The 16,975-nt window shown below is 60.7% G+C and carries 18 protein-coding genes; 9 read left to right on the top strand and 9 right to left on the bottom strand.

Annotated features, from left to right (window positions below; all coding sequences use genetic code 11):
• Nucleotides 1–26: 26 nt before the first annotated feature.
• The 5 genes from AC5P6X_RS10890 to AC5P6X_RS10870 all read right to left on the bottom strand — a co-directional run bounded on the left by AC5P6X_RS10890 (nucleotide 27) and on the right by AC5P6X_RS10870 (nucleotide 7,467).
• Nucleotides 27–2,345 carry an nSTAND3 domain-containing NTPase gene (locus tag AC5P6X_RS10890; RefSeq protein ID WP_329755704.1) on the bottom strand — a complete coding sequence of 773 codons (2,319 nt, stop codon included), beginning with the start codon at nucleotides 2,343–2,345 and terminating at the stop codon, nucleotides 27–29.
• Entirely contained in the window at nucleotides 2,342–4,390 is a 2,049-nt protein-coding gene (locus AC5P6X_RS10885) for an ATP-binding protein (RefSeq protein ID WP_495215438.1), read from the bottom strand. Before AC5P6X_RS10885 ends, AC5P6X_RS10890 begins: the two co-directional genes overlap by 4 nt.
• A complete protein-coding gene (locus AC5P6X_RS10880; RefSeq protein WP_329755702.1) occupies nucleotides 4,387–4,917 on the bottom strand; it encodes a hypothetical protein in 531 nt (176 codons plus the stop codon). Before AC5P6X_RS10880 ends, AC5P6X_RS10885 begins: the two co-directional genes overlap by 4 nt.
• The gene (locus AC5P6X_RS10875) at nucleotides 4,917–6,236 is read right to left on the bottom strand and encodes an SIR2 family protein (RefSeq protein ID WP_329755701.1); all 1,320 of its coding nucleotides are present in this window, start codon (nucleotides 6,234–6,236) and stop codon (nucleotides 4,917–4,919) included. Before AC5P6X_RS10875 ends, AC5P6X_RS10880 begins: the two co-directional genes overlap by 1 nt.
• A gap of 151 nt (nucleotides 6,237–6,387) precedes the next feature.
• On the bottom strand, nucleotides 6,388–7,467 hold the full coding sequence (locus AC5P6X_RS10870; protein WP_329755700.1) for a site-specific integrase: 1,080 nt from the start codon (nucleotides 7,465–7,467) through the stop codon (nucleotides 6,388–6,390).
• Between the two features lie 103 nt (nucleotides 7,468–7,570).
• Between AC5P6X_RS10870 and AC5P6X_RS10865 the strand changes: the two genes are divergently transcribed.
• Complete coding sequence (locus tag AC5P6X_RS10865; RefSeq protein ID WP_329755699.1) at nucleotides 7,571–8,476, top strand: DNA-binding protein; 906 nt, start codon at nucleotides 7,571–7,573, stop codon at nucleotides 8,474–8,476.
• 526 nt (nucleotides 8,477–9,002) lie between these two features.
• Here the strand turns inward: AC5P6X_RS10865 and AC5P6X_RS10860 are convergent.
• Both AC5P6X_RS10860 and AC5P6X_RS10855 read right to left on the bottom strand, forming a co-directional pair.
• Entirely contained in the window at nucleotides 9,003–9,377 is a 375-nt protein-coding gene (locus tag AC5P6X_RS10860; protein ID WP_495215437.1) for a DUF3693 domain-containing protein, read from the bottom strand.
• 158 nt (nucleotides 9,378–9,535) lie between these two features.
• Complete coding sequence (locus AC5P6X_RS10855; protein WP_242899914.1) at nucleotides 9,536–10,282, bottom strand: hypothetical protein; 747 nt, start codon at nucleotides 10,280–10,282, stop codon at nucleotides 9,536–9,538.
• 38 nt (nucleotides 10,283–10,320) lie between these two features.
• Between AC5P6X_RS10855 and AC5P6X_RS10850 the strand changes: the two genes are divergently transcribed.
• From AC5P6X_RS10850 to AC5P6X_RS10815, 8 genes are all read left to right on the top strand, one after another.
• A complete protein-coding gene (locus AC5P6X_RS10850) occupies nucleotides 10,321–10,548 on the top strand; it encodes a hypothetical protein (protein WP_242899915.1) in 228 nt (75 codons plus the stop codon).
• A complete protein-coding gene (locus AC5P6X_RS10845; protein WP_154213992.1) occupies nucleotides 10,545–10,721 on the top strand; it encodes a hypothetical protein in 177 nt (58 codons plus the stop codon). Before AC5P6X_RS10850 ends, AC5P6X_RS10845 begins: the two co-directional genes overlap by 4 nt.
• A complete protein-coding gene (locus AC5P6X_RS10840) occupies nucleotides 10,711–11,817 on the top strand; it encodes a replication initiation factor domain-containing protein (RefSeq protein WP_495215436.1) in 1,107 nt (368 codons plus the stop codon). The genes AC5P6X_RS10845 and AC5P6X_RS10840 overlap by 11 nt, the downstream gene beginning before the upstream one ends.
• Nucleotides 11,818–11,821: 4 nt before the next feature.
• Nucleotides 11,822–12,121: a hypothetical protein gene (locus AC5P6X_RS10835; protein ID WP_005413368.1), complete on the top strand. Its 300-nt coding sequence runs from the start codon at nucleotides 11,822–11,824 to the stop codon at nucleotides 12,119–12,121.
• A 218-nt stretch (nucleotides 12,122–12,339) separates the two neighbouring features.
• Nucleotides 12,340–12,477, top strand: a complete 138-nt coding sequence (locus tag AC5P6X_RS10830) for a major capsid protein (RefSeq protein ID WP_005413437.1) — start codon at nucleotides 12,340–12,342, stop codon at nucleotides 12,475–12,477.
• Between the two features lie 116 nt (nucleotides 12,478–12,593).
• A complete protein-coding gene (locus tag AC5P6X_RS10825) occupies nucleotides 12,594–13,556 on the top strand; it encodes a virulence factor TspB C-terminal domain-related protein (RefSeq protein WP_198287803.1) in 963 nt (320 codons plus the stop codon).
• Nucleotides 13,556–13,840, top strand: a complete 285-nt coding sequence (locus AC5P6X_RS10820; RefSeq protein ID WP_032966758.1) for a DUF2523 domain-containing protein — start codon at nucleotides 13,556–13,558, stop codon at nucleotides 13,838–13,840. Before AC5P6X_RS10825 ends, AC5P6X_RS10820 begins: the two co-directional genes overlap by 1 nt.
• Nucleotides 13,837–15,057 carry a zonular occludens toxin domain-containing protein gene (locus AC5P6X_RS10815; RefSeq protein WP_161770968.1) on the top strand — a complete coding sequence of 407 codons (1,221 nt, stop codon included), beginning with the start codon at nucleotides 13,837–13,839 and terminating at the stop codon, nucleotides 15,055–15,057. Before AC5P6X_RS10820 ends, AC5P6X_RS10815 begins: the two co-directional genes overlap by 4 nt.
• Before the next feature lie 546 nt (nucleotides 15,058–15,603).
• On the opposite strand, the gene AC5P6X_RS10810 is transcribed toward AC5P6X_RS10815, so the two are convergent.
• Entirely contained in the window at nucleotides 15,604–15,963 is a 360-nt protein-coding gene (locus tag AC5P6X_RS10810; RefSeq protein WP_032966757.1) for a DUF3653 domain-containing protein, read from the bottom strand.
• Nucleotides 15,964–16,208: 245 nt separating this feature from the next.
• Nucleotides 16,209–16,847, bottom strand: a complete 639-nt coding sequence (locus AC5P6X_RS10805; RefSeq protein WP_161801720.1) for a DUF922 domain-containing protein — start codon at nucleotides 16,845–16,847, stop codon at nucleotides 16,209–16,211.
• Nucleotides 16,848–16,975 lie beyond the last annotated feature (128 nt).

The raw sequence follows: 16,975 nt of genomic DNA, 5'->3' as shown, positions 1-16,975 counted from the left end.
AGCTCAGTCGCTGAGCGTCTTCGTGACTATTTGTCGACATCGTCGAACACCGAGCGCTTCGTGGTGACCGGAGTGGGAGCTGGAGCTTCCTCCTCCTTCTGCGTCACGATGTGCGTCCAATCCGCTTCTTCTTCTGAGCCTTCCTCCCACTCGCGCTTGCGCCCCTCCAGTTCCTTGACCGACCGCTTCACCTGATCGCGCGCGTCGTCGATCAGAACCATGGCGTCCGCGTCGACACCGATCGCCTCAATGCGATCGAGTACACCAAGAAGCTTCTTGAAGTGGCTGTCAGGCTCCTCGTCCAACTCAGCCTCGGCGACGATCTCGTCGATCCGCTCTTCCAGCGAAGGCAACAGAGTGGTTCGCAGTGCCAACCCTATGCCGACCAGTTTCAGCGGCGGTATGAGCGCCAGCATCTCTGGTTCGTCAAAGACGGAAGCATCTAGCTTCGTAAGTATAGCGGATTCAAGAGTGTCGGCTGCCTCCGAGCGCAGATCGTCCGGCAAGACGCCGAGGTGATGGGCTCGGGCGTGGGCCGCGATCTGGGGATCGTTGCCGACGATGTCGGTTCGCCAGCAGGATCGTCGAAGTAGATTTGGAAATTGCTGGATAACCTTGGCGAACACGGGTCCGCTTGCTCGATAGGACAGGAAGTGGAAAAGCATCCAATTGCGGTGCCATTCATCGGGGGTGCGGCCAAGCCGGACGACCAGAGCGTCATCCAGCGTAGTCGGGATGACAAGCGCGTCTCGAATGAGGGGCGAGCCTTCACACGTGAAGCTGCTGAGAATGGTGTCGATCGTCGCGCCACGTATGAGCGCCGCCATCATATGCGGCTTCTGACGCAGGATCTCCGTCAGTGCGTCGGATATCGTCGGATGAGCGAAGGTCCATTTTGATCCGGAGACCTTCAGGAACGAGCCTTTCAGCTCAGCGAAACAATCTTGGATCTTTGTGAGGCTGTACGCCGTCAGCTCCGCGACCGCCTGGGCAGCGGACACATCGTGGTCGCTGGGGTCGAAGCCAGCTTGATGGACATAAACCAATATGAGCGCTGCTTGAAGCTGATCATCTAGAGCGTTGACCGTGTCAATTAAATGCTCCGTCGGTTCTTCCATGAAGCGAACGAGAGAGCTTTCGCGAGGTGAGAGTCCCTTCGTGAAGTTCGGGTCACCAAGGCGTTCGGCAATCCCAGGAAGAAAGTCGCGAACGGCGGCGACTGCTGTTAGGTGTGGCTTGACGCTCGAACGCCAGCTCTGGCTCTGCTGGCCGAAATTTACATGATTATAGAGAATCTGCGCCTTCTCCTGAAAGGTCAGCTCGCCCACATCGACTACGGCGCTGCCATCAGCAAACTGGGCAAGGTTGCGCTGTCCGAGCCGACGTCGCGCCGCTTCATAGATATGTTTGCGGGAGGTCAGGAGGAAGCGGTTACCGTGTTTGATCGCGGCCCTCAGCTTCGAAAAGGCCGACGCCCAGTCCTGCACAAAGTCGTCGCGCAGCACATTCGAGCCGAATGCGTCATCGATCCAGAAGAAGCGCCCCGGATCGTTCGGATTCCATCCCGCCTCGAAATCGCGTGGACTGGTCAAGGCGAGAACGGTGCAGTCCGGATTTTCCGAAGCAATCGTCGACACGATCGCACCGATGGCTGATTTGCCGCTTGATGGATTGCCCAGCAACAGCACGACGCCGTGGCTGGAAATGGCGTTGACGGCGTCCCGATGCGCTTTTGTGGGCACATAGGTGCGGAGCTTTGGGATCCAACTGTCAAGGAGCGCCCGACTCTGCTCGCTCAGGCGCTCATCAACGATCGATGTGAGGTCTCCCAAACCGTAGACCTGTGGGACGAGGGCCCGCAGCCGGGCACTGGTTCTGATGACCCGGACAATATACTGGCGACCAAGAATGTGCGGCCTGCGCACGCCGAGCGACCGAAGCCTGGCGCGCATCGCCGCCGCGATAGGCGCATCTACGCTCATGTTCGTCATGAAGGCGTAGGTGTCCGCCTGACCGGCTTTAACCAGTTCCTGGATATTCTCAAGCTCGGCGGTGAGATCGCTGAGCTTCAGGGCCCTCATGGCATCGGACGTATGTTTGCACTGAACCGTGCCGATGGGGGGGGCGTCCATTCCCGAGGGGATGAGGAAGACCGCGTCCTGGCCGCCGTCCTGTGCTTCACGGAAGATCTCTACGGGTCGGCCGAGTACGACCTCGCACACTTGCGAACAAAGATCCTGAAACGCGCGCCAGCCGATGGTGTGGAGCGCCAGATCGCTCCAGGGTCCATGCGCTCGGCGTGCGCGTGGCACCGGAAGCTCGATTTGCGCGCTCTCAGCCGTCATGCGGTAGCAATACCACGTAAAACACTGGCCGGCATCGGATTGATTTCCTGGTCGGCGACCACACTTGTGGCGCCGAGCGGTCCAAGGTCGATGTCTAGACGCCGGCCTCCCTCCGTCGAAGTGCTCACTAAGCGCCGGCACAGCAGATCGGCAAGCGCGGGGTCTTCGACGGCGCAGATTATCTGGCGCCCATCCAAGCGCAGAGCGGCGAGCACTTCGACCAGGTGAAGGGCCCTGAAATCATCGATGTGCTGAACAGGATCATCGAGTAGAAGGGACCTGAGCGGCGTCCACGCCCGCGCAAGATGGACCGAAAGAAGGAAGGCGAGACCGGCCGCGCGACGCTGACCGCTGCTAAAGACGAATTGCGGATTCAGCCCGTCGCCTACCTTGAGGCTTAGGAAACGTCGGACGTCACCGCGGATGCTGTAGTCGATTGTGCGCCAGTCGGCGTGCGGTCGCAGACGCTGATAGAGCTCGTTGAGCAGAGGACTGATCTGAGCAAGGCGCTCGTCGATGATTTCCGCACTCACGCGTCTGATAGAGCGTTCGATCTCACGGGCCGCTGTGAGGGCATCTTGCGACTGGCTGACTGCCTGCGCCAGCTTCTCGATTTCAGCTCGCAGCGCCAAGATGTTGCTTTCGATCGACGACATTCGCGAGACCGCTTGCGAGGCCTCTAACACGAGTAGGGCACGCTCGAGGTCGATCAGCCAGTCCCGTTCCTGAGAAATGGCCTGCTCCAGCCCGTCAGGATCTTGGATGAAGCGGTAATCGAGCCCCCACTGATTGTAGAACTCCACGTGCGCATCTTCCTGGTCCCGTAGACGCCGCAGCTCGCCCTCATGAGCTTGAACGGCGGCGGTGGCTATCTGTAACGTGAGGCTGAGTTGCCGCTCCTTCTCCTTCGCGGAAGCAAGAGCATCGCGAGCGACCTGAACGCCCGACGCCAGTGACGTAATCCGTCGTCGCGCCGCAGCCAGGCCGGCAGCGAACTCGTCTGATGTCCGATGGGCTCCGCATAGCGGGCAATGATCGTAATGCAGCCCAACGCGCTCGCCGTGTTCGACGAGGAGGCTCAGCGACGCCGCCATCGCGTCCATCTCTTCTTCCCGCAGGAGACGCTGTTCAGCTTCCGAGACGACTTGCTGTGCATCGTCATGCTCGCGCTGCGCCACTTCATGCGCTACCGATGCGGCCTCGCGGTTCGCCACCGCCTCCGGAGCGTTGTAGATCGCCTGCACCGCCGCGACTTCTCTACCAAGTTGAAGCGCTTCGCCCATCCGACCGAGTCTGGCTCGTCCGGTTGCCAATGCGTTTCGACCAGTAGCCAGTCGCGCCGTCAGTTCGGTGGGTGCATCCGGTACCGCGGCAGCGATCACCTGAAGCGCGCTGGACATGTCGCCTGATCGGCTGAGCGCGGCGTGGGTTTCAGACTGCTGCGTCAGCCTGTCAGCCAGTCGCGAACGAGCGGCCTCATAAGCAGCCTCCTCTTTAGAGCGCGCAGCTTCAGCGGCAGTGACGACCTCCTTGGCTCTGCTACCGGCTTCCGAGCCTTCCAGTGCACCGAGTGCCGAGCGCACGAGATCGAACCGCTCCGTCTCCGTGAGATCCAGGCTGAGCGCAGCGATCCATTCGTCGCGGATGATCGACGTCCGTGTGAGTTGCCGAAGTGCGTCGTCTGGCGCAGGTCCGCGGCAAAGCGCGGCTTGGATTTCCTGCGGTGAGCGATCGGATCCGCGCTCCCGCGTCCGTGTGATGGCGAATGGCTTTCCGCTGTCATCGACGAAAGAGGCTGTCACGTAGTGGGCGTTGGGAACGCCTTCACCGCGCCACCAAAGGTAGTCGCTGAGGCTCTCCTTCGCCGCCTTCTCGAAGGTGTACTTGTCGATGGAGCCTGTGATCGCAAACTCGACCGCATCGCACAGCGTGCTCTTGCCCACGCCGTTGCGACCGGTGATGACGGTGAAGCCCCGTCCGAAATTGATCCGGACGAGATCCCTGAAGCCACGAAAGCCGCATACTTCGATGAAATCGAGCCTCATGATGTCGCTCCCAAGATGCGAGCGATCTCAGCCGGCGCGGTCTCGCTTAGAAAAGCGGTAACGGCGTCCGGAGAGATGTCCTTCAGCCTGGTGCGCAGTCTCGTTTCGAAGTTTGACGCGCCGAGCAGTGGCTTGGAGCGTATCGACAACAGCGGTAGCAGTGCCTTCTCAACGTCTTCAGGCGTGGTGATGGAGGCCCTCGCGATTTTCCGGGTCAAAGAGAAATCCTCTTCGATGCGTTCGATCTCGCGCCCTCGGCGCGCATCTTGATCCGGGGTCAAAAAGATCGAATACACGTTCCATGCTTTCGCTCCCGCACCGCGTAACGAAGTGGCATGCCGCGCAAGCGCGACCTGCTGGTTCTCCTTCCAGGCGCCGAGAAGAGCATCTGCACTATCGAAGACGTGGACGAATCCCATCAACGCCACGTTCTCGAAACAGATCACCGGGCCGGCCGAGCCCGTCCACGTCCAGGTTTCATACTGTGCATCGCGAAGGAGGATTTCGGCTTGGGTGAAGATGTCCATCAGATGCCCAACGCAGCTATTGCCCCAGGAAGGTCGTACCATTCGCCCGCGGGGTCCGGACGAATGACGTCACCGGTGCGTCCGCTGCGCACGACATTGTCCGGCACGCCCAAGTTGGTCGCGCCTACCGCGACGACAATGTCGGACTGCATCGCGGCAGGCGGTTCGACGAACTTCCCTCGTAGCGTCCCGAGGATAGATTGCGCCCCGTTCAGGACTCGGATGCTCCGGCCGTTTAGATCATAACCATTGGCGCTTTGAACCGCGCCAGCCTGACGGAGCAGCAAGTGGAAGAAGCCGAGGGCTTCTGGATTTGCTGGACGCAGGAGCTTGGGAGGCTCCGCCGCCGAGACGCCTTCTGCATCCCGCCTCAGACTATAAAGGGCCTCGCTGTCGAAATTTCCGACGTCTAGCCAAGCAGGGTCACAGTCAGCTCCGGTAGCTTGCTCGAAGGTGGCTCGTCCGGCGTCGAGCACCTGACGAAGGTAGTTCGATGAGAAGGCTCGACGAAGCTCGTCAAGTGCCGAAGCTCCTGACTCTTGCACATGTTCGAATGTCACGTTTTGTGCGTGCGCGATCTCCCAGAGTTGCGGGGCCTTCTGCTCTAGGGCGTTAGTGGGCGAGAGGTCGATGACGGTCACGGACAGCGGCTGCACGTCGATCAGCGCTTCGCCGATCACGACATTGAGGTATTCCCAGTCCGACCAGAAGCCGACGACGAGCAAGTCCTTCTGCCGAAGGTTGGCAGCCATCCAAACCTTGCTTCGCGCAATGCGAGCCGAGATGGTTGGATCGTCGAGCTGCGAAGGCGCCCAGACCGTTGCTTGCCGATCACGGTGGGAGCAGCCATGGAACTTCAGCAAGGGGGCCTGACGGACTGAATCGACGGTGGCTTCGTCTCCGTCGAGCGAGCCGCGGAAGTCCGCGCCGTAGTCCCAAGCGCGTCGCTCGATCAATGTATCGTAGTTGCTCGATATGCCAGCAACGGCGGCGCGAGTGATTAGAAAATCCGCGATCGCGGCATGCCCTGTATTCGAAGGCCGCACAAAAGCGGGCCAGGGCACGAGATGTTCGATGAAGACCGATTGAAGGGAGTTGAGTCCTGCAAAGTGCTCGGCGAGTGCCTCCAGATTTTCCCGAAGACCGAGGTCACAGTTCGGATCAGATTCGAGACGGTACTTGTCGAAGCATCGCTCGGCGACTGCACGGGCCGATGGCAGGCTGCTAGGTGGCGCCATCGACAACCCAGCGCCGCAGACCATAACAAGACGGCCCGCATTCATCGAGGCTAAAAGTCGCGCAATTGTTTCAGGCGTCACACACACCCCCGGCCGCAAAAAGGAATACCATCCTGGCAGTACCTTCAAACTAACGTAACAATCTCACGCTGATCCGCCCTGTCAACCGTCTGTGCTGATCCATCATCTAGGCCATCCACCTGTAGCCCATGGCAGCCGACTTTCTGATCCTTCACTTTAGAAGTCGTGCAGCCGGGTTATCTTCTGCCGAACCAGCTTGGAAATACCCAATGACGCTGGCCACCGAGCGATGTTCGGTCATTGCCATGACTGCAGGCAAGGGGACACCTTGTTTGCCCGCCTCGGTAACGAAACCCGACCGAAGACTGTGAGCCCCAAAGTCGCCTGCCAGACCCGCCAACCGAGCCCGACGCTTCACAATTGCGGCCACCGAGCCCGGAAGCAGGGCAGGGCCGACCCGCCCCTTCCAGATCCGCCGAAAGATCGCCCCTCCCTGGATTTCTGCCGCATCGAGCCAGGCCGCGAGCGCTTCAGCACTGCGCCCCAGAATCGGTTTGTCAGGCGTCGAATCCGCCTTGACCCCTGCCTGCTGGGTCTTGGAGTACTCCAGCCGGTAGATGTAGCTGTCCTCACCGACCCTGCGCAGGTCTCGCATGTCTGCGGCAGCGATCTCACTCCGCCGGCGCCCGCCGCTGGCAAACCCAAAGCAGAGCAGGGCACGGTCACGCAGGCCTTCTAGGGAGTCCTCGCAGGTGGCCAGCATGGCCTCCAACTCTGGCCGCGTGATGGCGGTCTTCTTGGTTGGCCGCTCACCGCGCTTGACGGAGGCGCGGCGGGCGCGGCTGAGCAGGGTCCGCACGCTCGATAACTCGCAGGGATTGGCCAGACGCTTGAGCTTGTGCGCGGTGGACAACACGGCCACGCGCTGAACAACCGTCGACAGCTTCAGCGGCCCGATCTTCGCCTTCAGCCCAGCGGCGACCAAGGCCTGATCCAGCGCCGGTGGCAGTTCGCTGATTAGGCCGGTTTTGCTCCTGCGCTGGATATGGTCGACCAGAAACTGGATCAAAACGGCCTCGCTGACCGGCAGCGCCAGCTCGATGCCATAGCGCCCCTGATGCCAGCCCGCCCAGTAGCGCAGCGCAGTCGCATAGCTGCGGGTGGTGTTCGTCGCGGCTGCCTCGGCGAGCAATTCGCGCACAGCATCGGCGGCCTGCTGAGCCAGTTGCTGCGGCAGGACCAGATGAGTGGCGGTCTCCGGCAAGGTCGAAGTAGTGGAATTTTGCTTCATAGTATGTAATGTACGCTATGAAATACGGCTCCTACTAGTGATAATCATCACTTATCGCGAGTACGTTATCAGCAGAGTAGGGTGCCAGTACAGGAGACTTCGCATGGCCCGCGGCATCACCGAAACTGACGTCCATACCGCCGCTGACGAGTTGGTCGCCAAGGGCGAACGCCCAACCGTAGAGCGGATCCGGGCTCACCTGGGGACAGGCTCGCCGAACACGGTGACCCGCTGGCTGGAAACATGGTGGAACCGACTTGGCACGCGCCTGCAGCCAGCGCGTCCGAACCTGGAAGATGCGCCAGCGGTGTTGGCAGAACTCGCCGGGCAATGGTGGGAGTTGGCGCTGAAGCATGCCCAGGAGGCCGCCCGTCGAGAGCTTGCATCGTCCGAGCGGGCCCTAGCTTCCGAGCGTGATGCGCTGGAGGCCAGTTCCCGACTTCTGGCTGAAGAGCTGGCGCAAATGCGTGCAGAGCGTGACGTTGCATTCACCGGGGAGAGAATTGCAACGACCCAAGCTTCAGAGCTACAGCACCTGGTCGACCAGCTTCAGCTACAGATCTCTGAACTTGCAGAGCAGCGCGACCTCGAGCGTCGAAGAGCCGACCGAATCGAAACAGCGAGGCAGCAACTCGACGTCCGGCTTCACGAGGCCCTAGAGACGGCGAAATCTGAGCGGGAGGACTGGACCGAGTACGTCAGATCTGTCGAGAATCGAGCGCTCAGCGACGTGGATCGAGCCCGCCAGGAGGTGAAGGAACTCCAGGTGCAGCAAAGCAAGGCATCGGAACAACACAGGGCACTTGAGAAGCAGCTGCGTCAGGACATCCAGGCCGCCCAATCAGCGGCCGCCACGGCCAGTCAGTCTGCCGATATCCTGCGCGGCAAATGTGACGCGCTTGAGGGTCAACTTTCAGGGCTTCGAAATTTGCCAGCTCAGCTGGAAGTGGCGCTCAAGCGATCCAAAGAAGTTCGTCCGCCTGCGGCTCGCAGACGCCAAAAACAATAGCGCTGTGCCGCCTTCCAGGGCACACGAAAGAACGGTCCGGCTTCATTTGCGCCGGAGGCCCGTCCGCTGACTCCGCGCAAGTCGCGTTCTGCGAGCTAGCCAGGCAGCCCAACAGACAAATGAGACCGCAAATCCGACGATTACCATGGCAACCAGCATGATCTCTCGATCAGTGTCGTTCATTGAGGGAGTCTCGGAAGTTGAGCCTTAGCGTCTATGCCATGGTACCTGACGCTTCGGAGTGCAAGTGCGGGCGCGATGGCTGCATTTGAAGTTCTTTCGAAAGAATCCTTAGCTTGAGCCCGCCCAAGCGCGGGCAGCATGGCTGCATCTTGGCTTGGAGCACTCGGCATGCCAGGCCGGAATAGGATCGTAGGATGAAGGGCAAAGACTCATGTTCCAAAGGCGCTGTGTTCGAACGCGTAACACTTTTACTTGGCGCTTGGTAACAGATTTACCTGCTTCGTCAGGAGGCAAGAGCCAAGCCAGAGCCGGAGCCATTGCCAAGCGGAGCCCACGAACCGGATCAGGCCGGATGTGACATTTCGCATAATGTATAGACGGTGGCCTTATCAAAGCCGTTGACGGCGGCTTGAGCCTTGTGGGGTAGGCCAAAGCCGACGGCCAGACAGAGCGCCATGGCAGTTGCTGCCAGTTTCCGCCAGACAGCCTTTTCTTCTCGGCTGATGGCGCGCGCCTCGCCGATCACGCCCAGCACTCGGGCGAGCGGCACCCCTGTCAATCCAGCCAATGTTGCGCAAACCACCGCGTCAGGGTGGGAAACACCCTTTCGATAGTTGCTAATCGCAGACGGCCGCACGCCCAGTCGCGGCGCTAAGTCCTTGTCGTAGCTGACGCCGCACGCCTCTTTCGCCTGGTCAAGCAGGGAATTGACGTCCATCTGATCCAAGGCCCTTGATTTTTTGAATTCAAGGGTATTGAATCACATCCGTAATCCAAGGGCCTTGGATTTCACCCGCCACCGGCACCCCAAGGCTGCTGGCGGGTCTTCTTTGGGGCTTGGGCAGGGGGCGGGAATTGTCCACGCTAGTTGATTGCTCAGACTTCGGCAGGCACGACTTCACCGAGTTCCCCAGTCATGGCCAGCTCGAGTACTCGCGCTTCTGCCAACAACTTCTCGCGCCTTTGGACTTCGTACACCTCAATCGCGTTGCACAGGCGCAGCATTCCAACCACGCTGATGATTACGTGGGAAACCTGAAGGCTGCGAGGAAGGGGATTCGGGAGAGAATCCTCGTGAGCCGCTATCACAGCTGCGCACTCCTTCAAGAGATCTCGTGCGCGGAGTCGCAGCACGGACAGCATGTCGAGGCCACCCGGGTCCCTCGCCATGAGAGCTACGGCCTCCCAGTCTTGGGCGCCGATGTAAATGGTGCAGGCCTCGCAGGACGCAAGAAACTCCACTGCGTCGATGGGTACACCCTCATCTTCAAGGTGCTCGCCAAACTGATGCATGGTGTCCCGCGTGCAATGGACGATGTGTCTAAGTCTATTGAGAACAGAGAATTTCTCTCCGAGCAGTCCGGCCTGCTGGGCTCGAACCTCATCTTGACGCAGAGAGTGCGCCTCTCGCGCGTACTTCCAAGCGCCGTATCCAATTACCCAGGTGCCCACCGCTGCGGCAATTGCACCCACTGCTGCCACAACGTCGGCCGCGTTCCCACCAGTGCTGAATACACCAAACAGCACGCCCCCCGCCAGAGCGCCAGTGGAGAAGAACAGCGTTCCTGCAGCCCATATCTCCACGGTGGAGATCTCATGCATTTCGTTCTTCAACTTCTTCATGCCGCCCCCCGGCCCCAGTCTGAAAGGGAGATTCTGGCATGACAGCCCCCCTCTCTGCCTTTGTTCTGCTAGCCGCCATCTTGTCCGTGTCCATCGGCTGCGCAAAGCTCGTTTCGTGGCTGTTCGACCGGCGTGACTACACCGCCTCGCAGCAGTCCCGTGAAGCCCAGGTCATCGCACTCGCACAGGCTGAGATTGCCGCCACCAAGCGCGGCGATCTGCTGGCCACTGCTCGCTACGCAGAAGAGCAGGAGCGAGCCGCATGAGTAGGTATCCCTCCTTCGCCGAGCTAACCCAGCTCGATATGGGTCTCACGGTGTGCGCTGTGTTTGTCGCGCTCGTGCTCGGTGTGGCTGTCGTCTCCATCGTCATCGAACAGGCATGGCTGGGGCTTCGTCGCCTGTGGAATCTCCGAAAGGATCGCTCCAATGCTCGGTGATCGCGCGGTGCTGGCCGGGTCGGGACTCCCCTCGTCTAACAGGGGAGTCAGTGAATTCAGGAACCCAGAGGGAACCCTGACGGTCGGCATTGACTGGTTTTCCGCTTCGGTGGACATGCTCGCGGTGTTGAACGAGCTGGCATTCCGTGAGGGCGACTCCTACGAAGAGATCCGGCAATGGGTCGATTTCAGCCCCGACAACGCCCGCATTGTCGCCCTGCAGATCTTCTGCTGGTTCTTCGCAGGGCTTGGGCTGGAACTGGACGAAGTAGCCGGGGGAGGGCGCTTCTACCTGTGGCGCATCAAGATCCTCAACGCTGAAAAGAAGTTCGTCGGCATGATCGAGCTTGGCGGCGAGAACTGCCGCCGTGCTGACGGCACCTATACCGCCCGAATTGAGTTGACCGGCGATGGGTGTAGGGCAGTAGCAGCAGCGCGCTGCGGCCATGCGCAGCGGTGGCTGGAGCTTCGAGCGAAGCTCGAAAGCTGCGGCGGCAGGATCACCCGCATCGACGTGTGCGCCGATGATCTTGTGGGCAACTACCCCTTGCGTCTGGCACAGAAGTGGTACGCCCAGGGCGAGTTCGATAACCGCGGCCAGCGCCCCAAGGCGCAGTTGGTTGACGACTACGACAGCGGCGATGGCAAGACCCTCTACGTGGGCGGCAAGAAGTCGGAAAAGCAGCTGCGCGTCTACGAGAAGGGCAGGGAGCAGGGCGACAAGCTGTCACCATGGGTCCGCTATGAGGCCCAGTTCCGCGCGTCCAACCGCAAGGAACTGCCGCTCGACATTCTGCGGGACCCGGCCTCCTACCTGCTCGGCGCCTATCCGGTCCTGTGCTTCCTGCGCTGCGTCGCCACGCGCATCGAGATCACGAAAGCCGCCGTTGAGGCGACGTGGAAGAGCGTTCGTCGCCACATCCGCCGCCAGTACGGCGCGGCACTGAACTTCATTTCCAAGAACTGCCCGGACGATCAGTCACTGCGGGCGGTCATCGAATCCTGCACTTCGCCATCGCTGCCGAAGTGGGTCACAGGTGACACAGCAGCGCACTGGCCCGAAATCGCGGCCGTACAACCAACCTCCAAGGGGTAACGAAATGATCAAGGTCACCGTACTGGATTCGCAGATCAACGAGCGTGGCGGCAGCTTCACCAACGACCGCAACGAGAACGTTGAGTTCACCACCCGCAAGCAGCGCGGCAAGCTGGAGGCCGATGGCTTCGCCTATCCGTTCGATGTGCGCCTGGACAAGGGCCAGCCCGGCTATCAGGCGGGCGAATACGAGCTGGATGTTCCAGCCATGCTGCAGGTCAATAAGGGCGTTGCAACCCTGAGCAAGTTCACCGTGCTGCGCCCGCTGCAGAAGGCTGCACCGCGCCCGGCAGCGCAGGCCTAAGTCATGACGCGGTACGTCTACGAGTGCCTGCAATTCAACGAACAGACTGGCACCTGTGAGCAGGCTGGATTCGTGCCGCGCACCGATATCCCCGCACTTACCACTGCCGAGGTGTCGGGGTTGTTGTCCATGGTTGCGGTGTGCTTCGCCGTGGCATGGGCATACAAGCAGTTAGGCAGGTCCGTTCGCAACTAACTCAACTACGCAAGGGGATCATCATGGATCTGGATTACAGCGCTGCACTCACCGTTCTGGCCGGTTTGGCAGCGGGTGTCGCTGCCATCGGCACCGCCAAGCTGGCACCGGCCGCAATCGCGGTTGGCTACAAGTGGTTCAAGGCTGCGATCTTCGGCTGATCGCAGTAGCAACGGGGCCGGGCAATCCGGCCCCTTTCAATGAGGGATTGATGATGCTCGGTCTATTCGTTCTCTGCGTCGGCAGTGCCGCGCTCTACATCGCGTTCGGTGACTAGATGACGCGTGTCCTGCTGGCGCCACTGGTTGCGGCGCTCTACTTCTTCGCTCCTTCACTGCACGCTGCTGTGTGTTCGCCCAGCGCGGACGTGGGCTATATGGATTGCGATGATGAGGGCGAAGCCTATGCAGCTGCCTGGGCTGCAGCTACTGAGCAGGCTGGTCGATCTAACGCTGCTGGCGGCTTTACTTGGAACCCTATGGTTGAGCAGGAGGGCAATGGCTATGTCGGCTTTGTCCGACCTTCATATGCGTCTAGCGGGCGATATGCATCCGTCAAGCGTGGCTGGAAGACGAAGTGCAGCGCACGTCCTGAAGAGTTTGGCTGGGAGGGTGGTAGCACTGCCGCGTCGGTCAATGCTTGCCACAGGGGCTGTATGTACTCCAGCGCACTCGATCCGGCTGGTGTGGCCGGTTTCAGCTACACGCCCACCGGGGGCACCTGCACAGAATCTGACGCGCCTGAGCCTAAGCCCGCTGGCGACGGCGGTGGCGATGATGGTGGCGGCACTGGCGGGGAGACAGGGGGAGGTGATGGCGACGGTGGCGGTAGTGACGGCGGTGGCGATGGGGGAGGGGACGGCGGCTCAGGGGGTGGTGACGGCGGCGGCGACGGCGGTGGTAGCGGGGATGGAGATGGCGACGGGGACGGCGATGGTGATGGCGGTGGCGATGGCGGAGAGAATCCGAGCCTCCCGGGCGATCCGCAGTATCCGGGCGATGTGCCGATGCCCTATATGGATCCCCCCATTCCCGGCAGCTACCAAGGGCAGTGGTCCAGCGGTCTAGGGGGTGGGTCTTGCCCGTCACCTCGGACCATCAATGTATCGCTCGGCGGCTACAGCGCCGCCATGGTTTTCGAGTTCAAGCCGCTGTGTGATTTCTCTCGGTACATCCGCGGCATGGTGATCGCATTCGCGGCCATCGTTGCTGCCTACATCGTTCTGGGGCTCAGAAGATAATGCCTTGGCTTGCCGCCTTCCTTGTCCAGCTCCTGGGCAACTCTCTCGCACGTGTTTTGACCGGCGCGGGCCTCGGGCTTGCGACCGGCGCCGCGCTGCTTCCGCTGGTCAAATCAGCATTGAACCTTGTCGTCTCCTACTGGGGCGGCATTTCCGGTGACCTCGCCAATGTGCTGCTGCTCGCAGGGGCAGGGGAGGCCATCACCATCGTTGGCTCTGCCATGGTCACCAAGGTTGTGATTGACGCTGGCAAAGTCGCAGTTCAGAAGGCTGCATCCAAATGATGTATCTCATTTCCGGCCAGCCCGGCAACGGCAAGACCTTGCGCGCCATGAGCATGGCGCAGGAGTTCTACGAGCAAAACCGGCAGGCCGTCAAAGAAGGCAAGGCGCAGCCGCGACGGTTCTTCACCAACGTCGCAGGTGCCACCACTGAGGAGAATCCGGACGCCTTCCCATGGTTCGAAAAGCTGCCTGACCACAACGACTGGACCCAGCTTCCCGATGGCTCCTTCGTGCTGTACGACGAAGCGCATTCGGATGGCAACACTCAGGGGCTGGAGCGCTATGGCAGGCTATTCCCGTCCACCGGCAAGCCGGGGGAATCGGAAGACCCACGCATTCGCTCGATGTCCACGCACCGACATCGCGGTTTCGATCTGGTGTTCGTCACCCAGTGGCCCAGCAAGATCCACCACCAGGTGCGCAGCCTGATCGGCTCGCATACCCATATGAATCGCGCGTTTGGCATGCAGCGGGCCGGTGTTCTGACGTGGACCCGCGTGCAGGCTGATCCCTACGATGAGCGGATACGCGACAAGGCCGAAGAAGAAATCTGGGTCTACCCGAAGAACCTCTATGACAGGTATCGCAGCGCAACGCTGCACACGGCCAGTCACAAGTTCAAGGTACCGAAGCGAGTCTGGCAGGGACTGTCAGTGGCGGTCGCCTTGATAGGCATCTTGTGGTTGGGTTGGCTGTTCCTGATCAAACCCTCCAACGCACAAGCTGCGAAGAAGGAAGAGCAGGGGGCCGAAGCTTTGCCGGCGGCAGGGGCCCTGGCGCCCTTGGGCGCGGGCATGCCGGCGGCACGGCCCCTCACCCGCGAAGAATACGTGCAAAAACACAAACCACGTGTGGAGTTTCAGCCGTGGTCTGCCCCCGCCTTCGATGATCGCACCGTGCAATCGCAACCTGAGCTGTATTGCATGGCCTCCGGCACCACCGAGCAGGACACCACCTGCACGTGTGTCACAGAGCAGGGTACCAAGGCAAAGATCTCGCTACCGGTATGCGTGGCGATCGCACGCGATGGCCCGGCCTACAACCCGTATCGCGCACCACGCCAGGAATCGGAGTCGAGTCAGGATCACCCAGCTCGCGGCATCGCTCAGTCATCGCCATCCGGGACACCCGAGCCGTCACCACATGCGCTGGTTGAGGTCGGGAAACGCCCAATGGGGACGTTCCCGGAGACGCCACCTTACCCGGCGACCTTCTGATTATCGTGACGCGTCACGGGCAGCGATCTCGCGGTGAGAGAACCCAGCCTCCATCAGCAGACATTTGCCTGTACGGCTTTCCTGCAAAGCACTGGACAGTACTTTCCGGGATATCGCCACACCGAGAGCCCGGAAGGTTCTCCCAGCCCCCCTCAATTCGACGGAAGAACATTCCATTGATACAGCGCAGATTCTGCGCATTCCGGGATGGCTGTGCGTGCTGACGTTCTGGAAGCGCCGACGGCACCGGGCTATTGGCCGTCGGCAGCTCAGTCCTAGCCGTCGACGGCTGCTCAGCGGCCTCAATGGATCACCGCACACCCTCAAAACGCTCACTCCAGGCACTGTTTGTGCGACCCAGCGTAAGCACGCCAATGGTTGTAAGACTCACCAGAGTCAAAAATCCGGTAATCAGCCACGGGAAATTCCAACGCTTCCGCTCAATCGGCGGAAGGTACTCAGGCCGTTCGCGCTCCATACGCCCCCCAATCACATCCAGATTGCATTGTACTGGGGGTGTAGGGGCAGCGCCCCTACGGAAGCGCTTTACACGCGCTGACGCGGCTTCGGCCCACGACTCATGTAGACCACATTGGACGTCTCGGCGCCGGGGCCGGGATCACGCACGCCGGACCGTCGTTCTCGGCGAATTCTGAGCGCTTCGGCTAGGTAGATGACGCTGGATTTCGCCGTGGCCGAAGCTTTTCGTGCAGCTGGTCTCCGGGGAGCCGCCTCAGCCATCATCAGTCGCCATTCCCGCGCAATGTTGCAGGTCAGGGACCACCAGGTCATGTCGCATGGCTCTAGCTGATGACCTTCGGGGGTGAACATGTGCCCAGCTTGGAATCCGAAACCGGCCCAAGGGCCGGTTAGGTCGATGCGATCATGGGGATCGATCTTGCTCATGCTGCAATCTCATCCTTGTCGGAGGAGCCAGCAGGGAGGCAAGAGCCAAGCCAGAGCCTCAGCCATTGCCATGCAGAGCCAACGAAGGCTGCGGCCGCCCGATACAGTATTTCGCATAATGTATATTATGTTGCGTTCCTGCCGGCACGTGTAGCCCGTGGCGCGCCTGGAGTCTCTTGACCTCCTGCCGTACCCGATCAACATCATTCATCGAGGTGTTGTCTCGCCACTTCACTTTGATCGTCTCAGGGAAAGTGCGCGCCATCGGCTACGCCGTGACTCGTCTCTTTATCGATGACGACATCTCGTTTGGCGTGGCTGCGAACTACTTCGCCTGCCTTTGCGTTCGATTCTTCACAGCTACCTGTCCGAAGTGACGACCGGACCGCAGCCGCTGCGGCCACGCCGTTCTCCACATGCAGGACTTCGTGTTCATACAGAGCTCGCGTGAAACGCTTCCATTTCGCTGCGACATCGGGCGGCAGCCGATCTGCGTCGCTTTTCTTTGGCAGAAGAACGGACACTACAAGGCTGATCTTTGCCTGGTCTCCGTAGCAGTTGACTGCCTCGCGCTTGGCTCCATTCCAGTGCACATTCCAAAGCGTCAATCCATAGACGTTGCTGTAGTCATTCTTGTCGATGGGGCCTCGGAACTCCATGTTCGTTACGATCGATTCAACATCTCGCCCAGGCACTTCGTAGAACCCGAGAGCTATCTCGGGATAAGCCGAGAACAATCGCTTGGCGGAAGCCTCGTCCGACTCGGAAACTCCGCCAATGGGGATGGAAGTGCAGCCTGCAGCTAGAAGAACCATTCCCAAGTATAAGGACCTTCTGTAGTACGCCAGACTAGTAGCAATGGTCGGCTTCGATTCCCGTTTCATACCTTGCCCTTGCTCCCTACTGTCCAGCCGGGTACCCGGCCTCTGCGGATAGCGCCCGCGCAGCCGCATGCCCCAAGGGCGTCAGCGAGACCACCAAACCAGAGAAATGGCGGCCCTCCCCGCCATGG

The organism is Stenotrophomonas sp. YJH_SMC_40 (assembly GCF_059368615.1).
Note: the sequence above shows the minus strand (reverse complement) of the source record. Positions and strands in the feature narration are given on the sequence as shown.

Coding starts and splice junctions, on each gene's coding strand:
- AC5P6X_RS10890 (WP_329755704.1), bottom strand. CDS start 2,345: ATGACGGCTGAGAGCGCGCAAATCGAGCTTCCGGTGCCACGCGCACGC.
- AC5P6X_RS10885 (WP_495215438.1), bottom strand. CDS start 4,390: ATGAGGCTCGATTTCATCGAAGTATGCGGCTTTCGTGGCTTCAGGGAT.
- AC5P6X_RS10880 (WP_329755702.1), bottom strand. CDS start 4,917: ATGGACATCTTCACCCAAGCCGAAATCCTCCTTCGCGATGCACAGTAT.
- AC5P6X_RS10870 (WP_329755700.1), bottom strand. CDS start 7,467: ATGAAGCAAAATTCCACTACTTCGACCTTGCCGGAGACCGCCACTCAT.
- AC5P6X_RS10865 (WP_329755699.1), top strand. CDS start 7,571: ATGGCCCGCGGCATCACCGAAACTGACGTCCATACCGCCGCTGACGAG.
- AC5P6X_RS10860 (WP_495215437.1), bottom strand. CDS start 9,377: ATGGACGTCAATTCCCTGCTTGACCAGGCGAAAGAGGCGTGCGGCGTC.
- AC5P6X_RS10855 (WP_242899914.1), bottom strand. CDS start 10,282: ATGAAGAAGTTGAAGAACGAAATGCATGAGATCTCCACCGTGGAGATA.
- AC5P6X_RS10850 (WP_242899915.1), top strand. CDS start 10,321: ATGACAGCCCCCCTCTCTGCCTTTGTTCTGCTAGCCGCCATCTTGTCC.
- AC5P6X_RS10845 (WP_154213992.1), top strand. CDS start 10,545: ATGAGTAGGTATCCCTCCTTCGCCGAGCTAACCCAGCTCGATATGGGT.
- AC5P6X_RS10840 (WP_495215436.1), top strand. CDS start 10,711: ATGCTCGGTGATCGCGCGGTGCTGGCCGGGTCGGGACTCCCCTCGTCT.
- AC5P6X_RS10835 (WP_005413368.1), top strand. CDS start 11,822: ATGATCAAGGTCACCGTACTGGATTCGCAGATCAACGAGCGTGGCGGC.
- AC5P6X_RS10830 (WP_005413437.1), top strand. CDS start 12,340: ATGGATCTGGATTACAGCGCTGCACTCACCGTTCTGGCCGGTTTGGCA.
- AC5P6X_RS10825 (WP_198287803.1), top strand. CDS start 12,594: ATGACGCGTGTCCTGCTGGCGCCACTGGTTGCGGCGCTCTACTTCTTC.
- AC5P6X_RS10820 (WP_032966758.1), top strand. CDS start 13,556: ATGCCTTGGCTTGCCGCCTTCCTTGTCCAGCTCCTGGGCAACTCTCTC.
- AC5P6X_RS10815 (WP_161770968.1), top strand. CDS start 13,837: ATGATGTATCTCATTTCCGGCCAGCCCGGCAACGGCAAGACCTTGCGC.
- AC5P6X_RS10810 (WP_032966757.1), bottom strand. CDS start 15,963: ATGAGCAAGATCGATCCCCATGATCGCATCGACCTAACCGGCCCTTGG.
- AC5P6X_RS10805 (WP_161801720.1), bottom strand. CDS start 16,847: ATGAAACGGGAATCGAAGCCGACCATTGCTACTAGTCTGGCGTACTAC.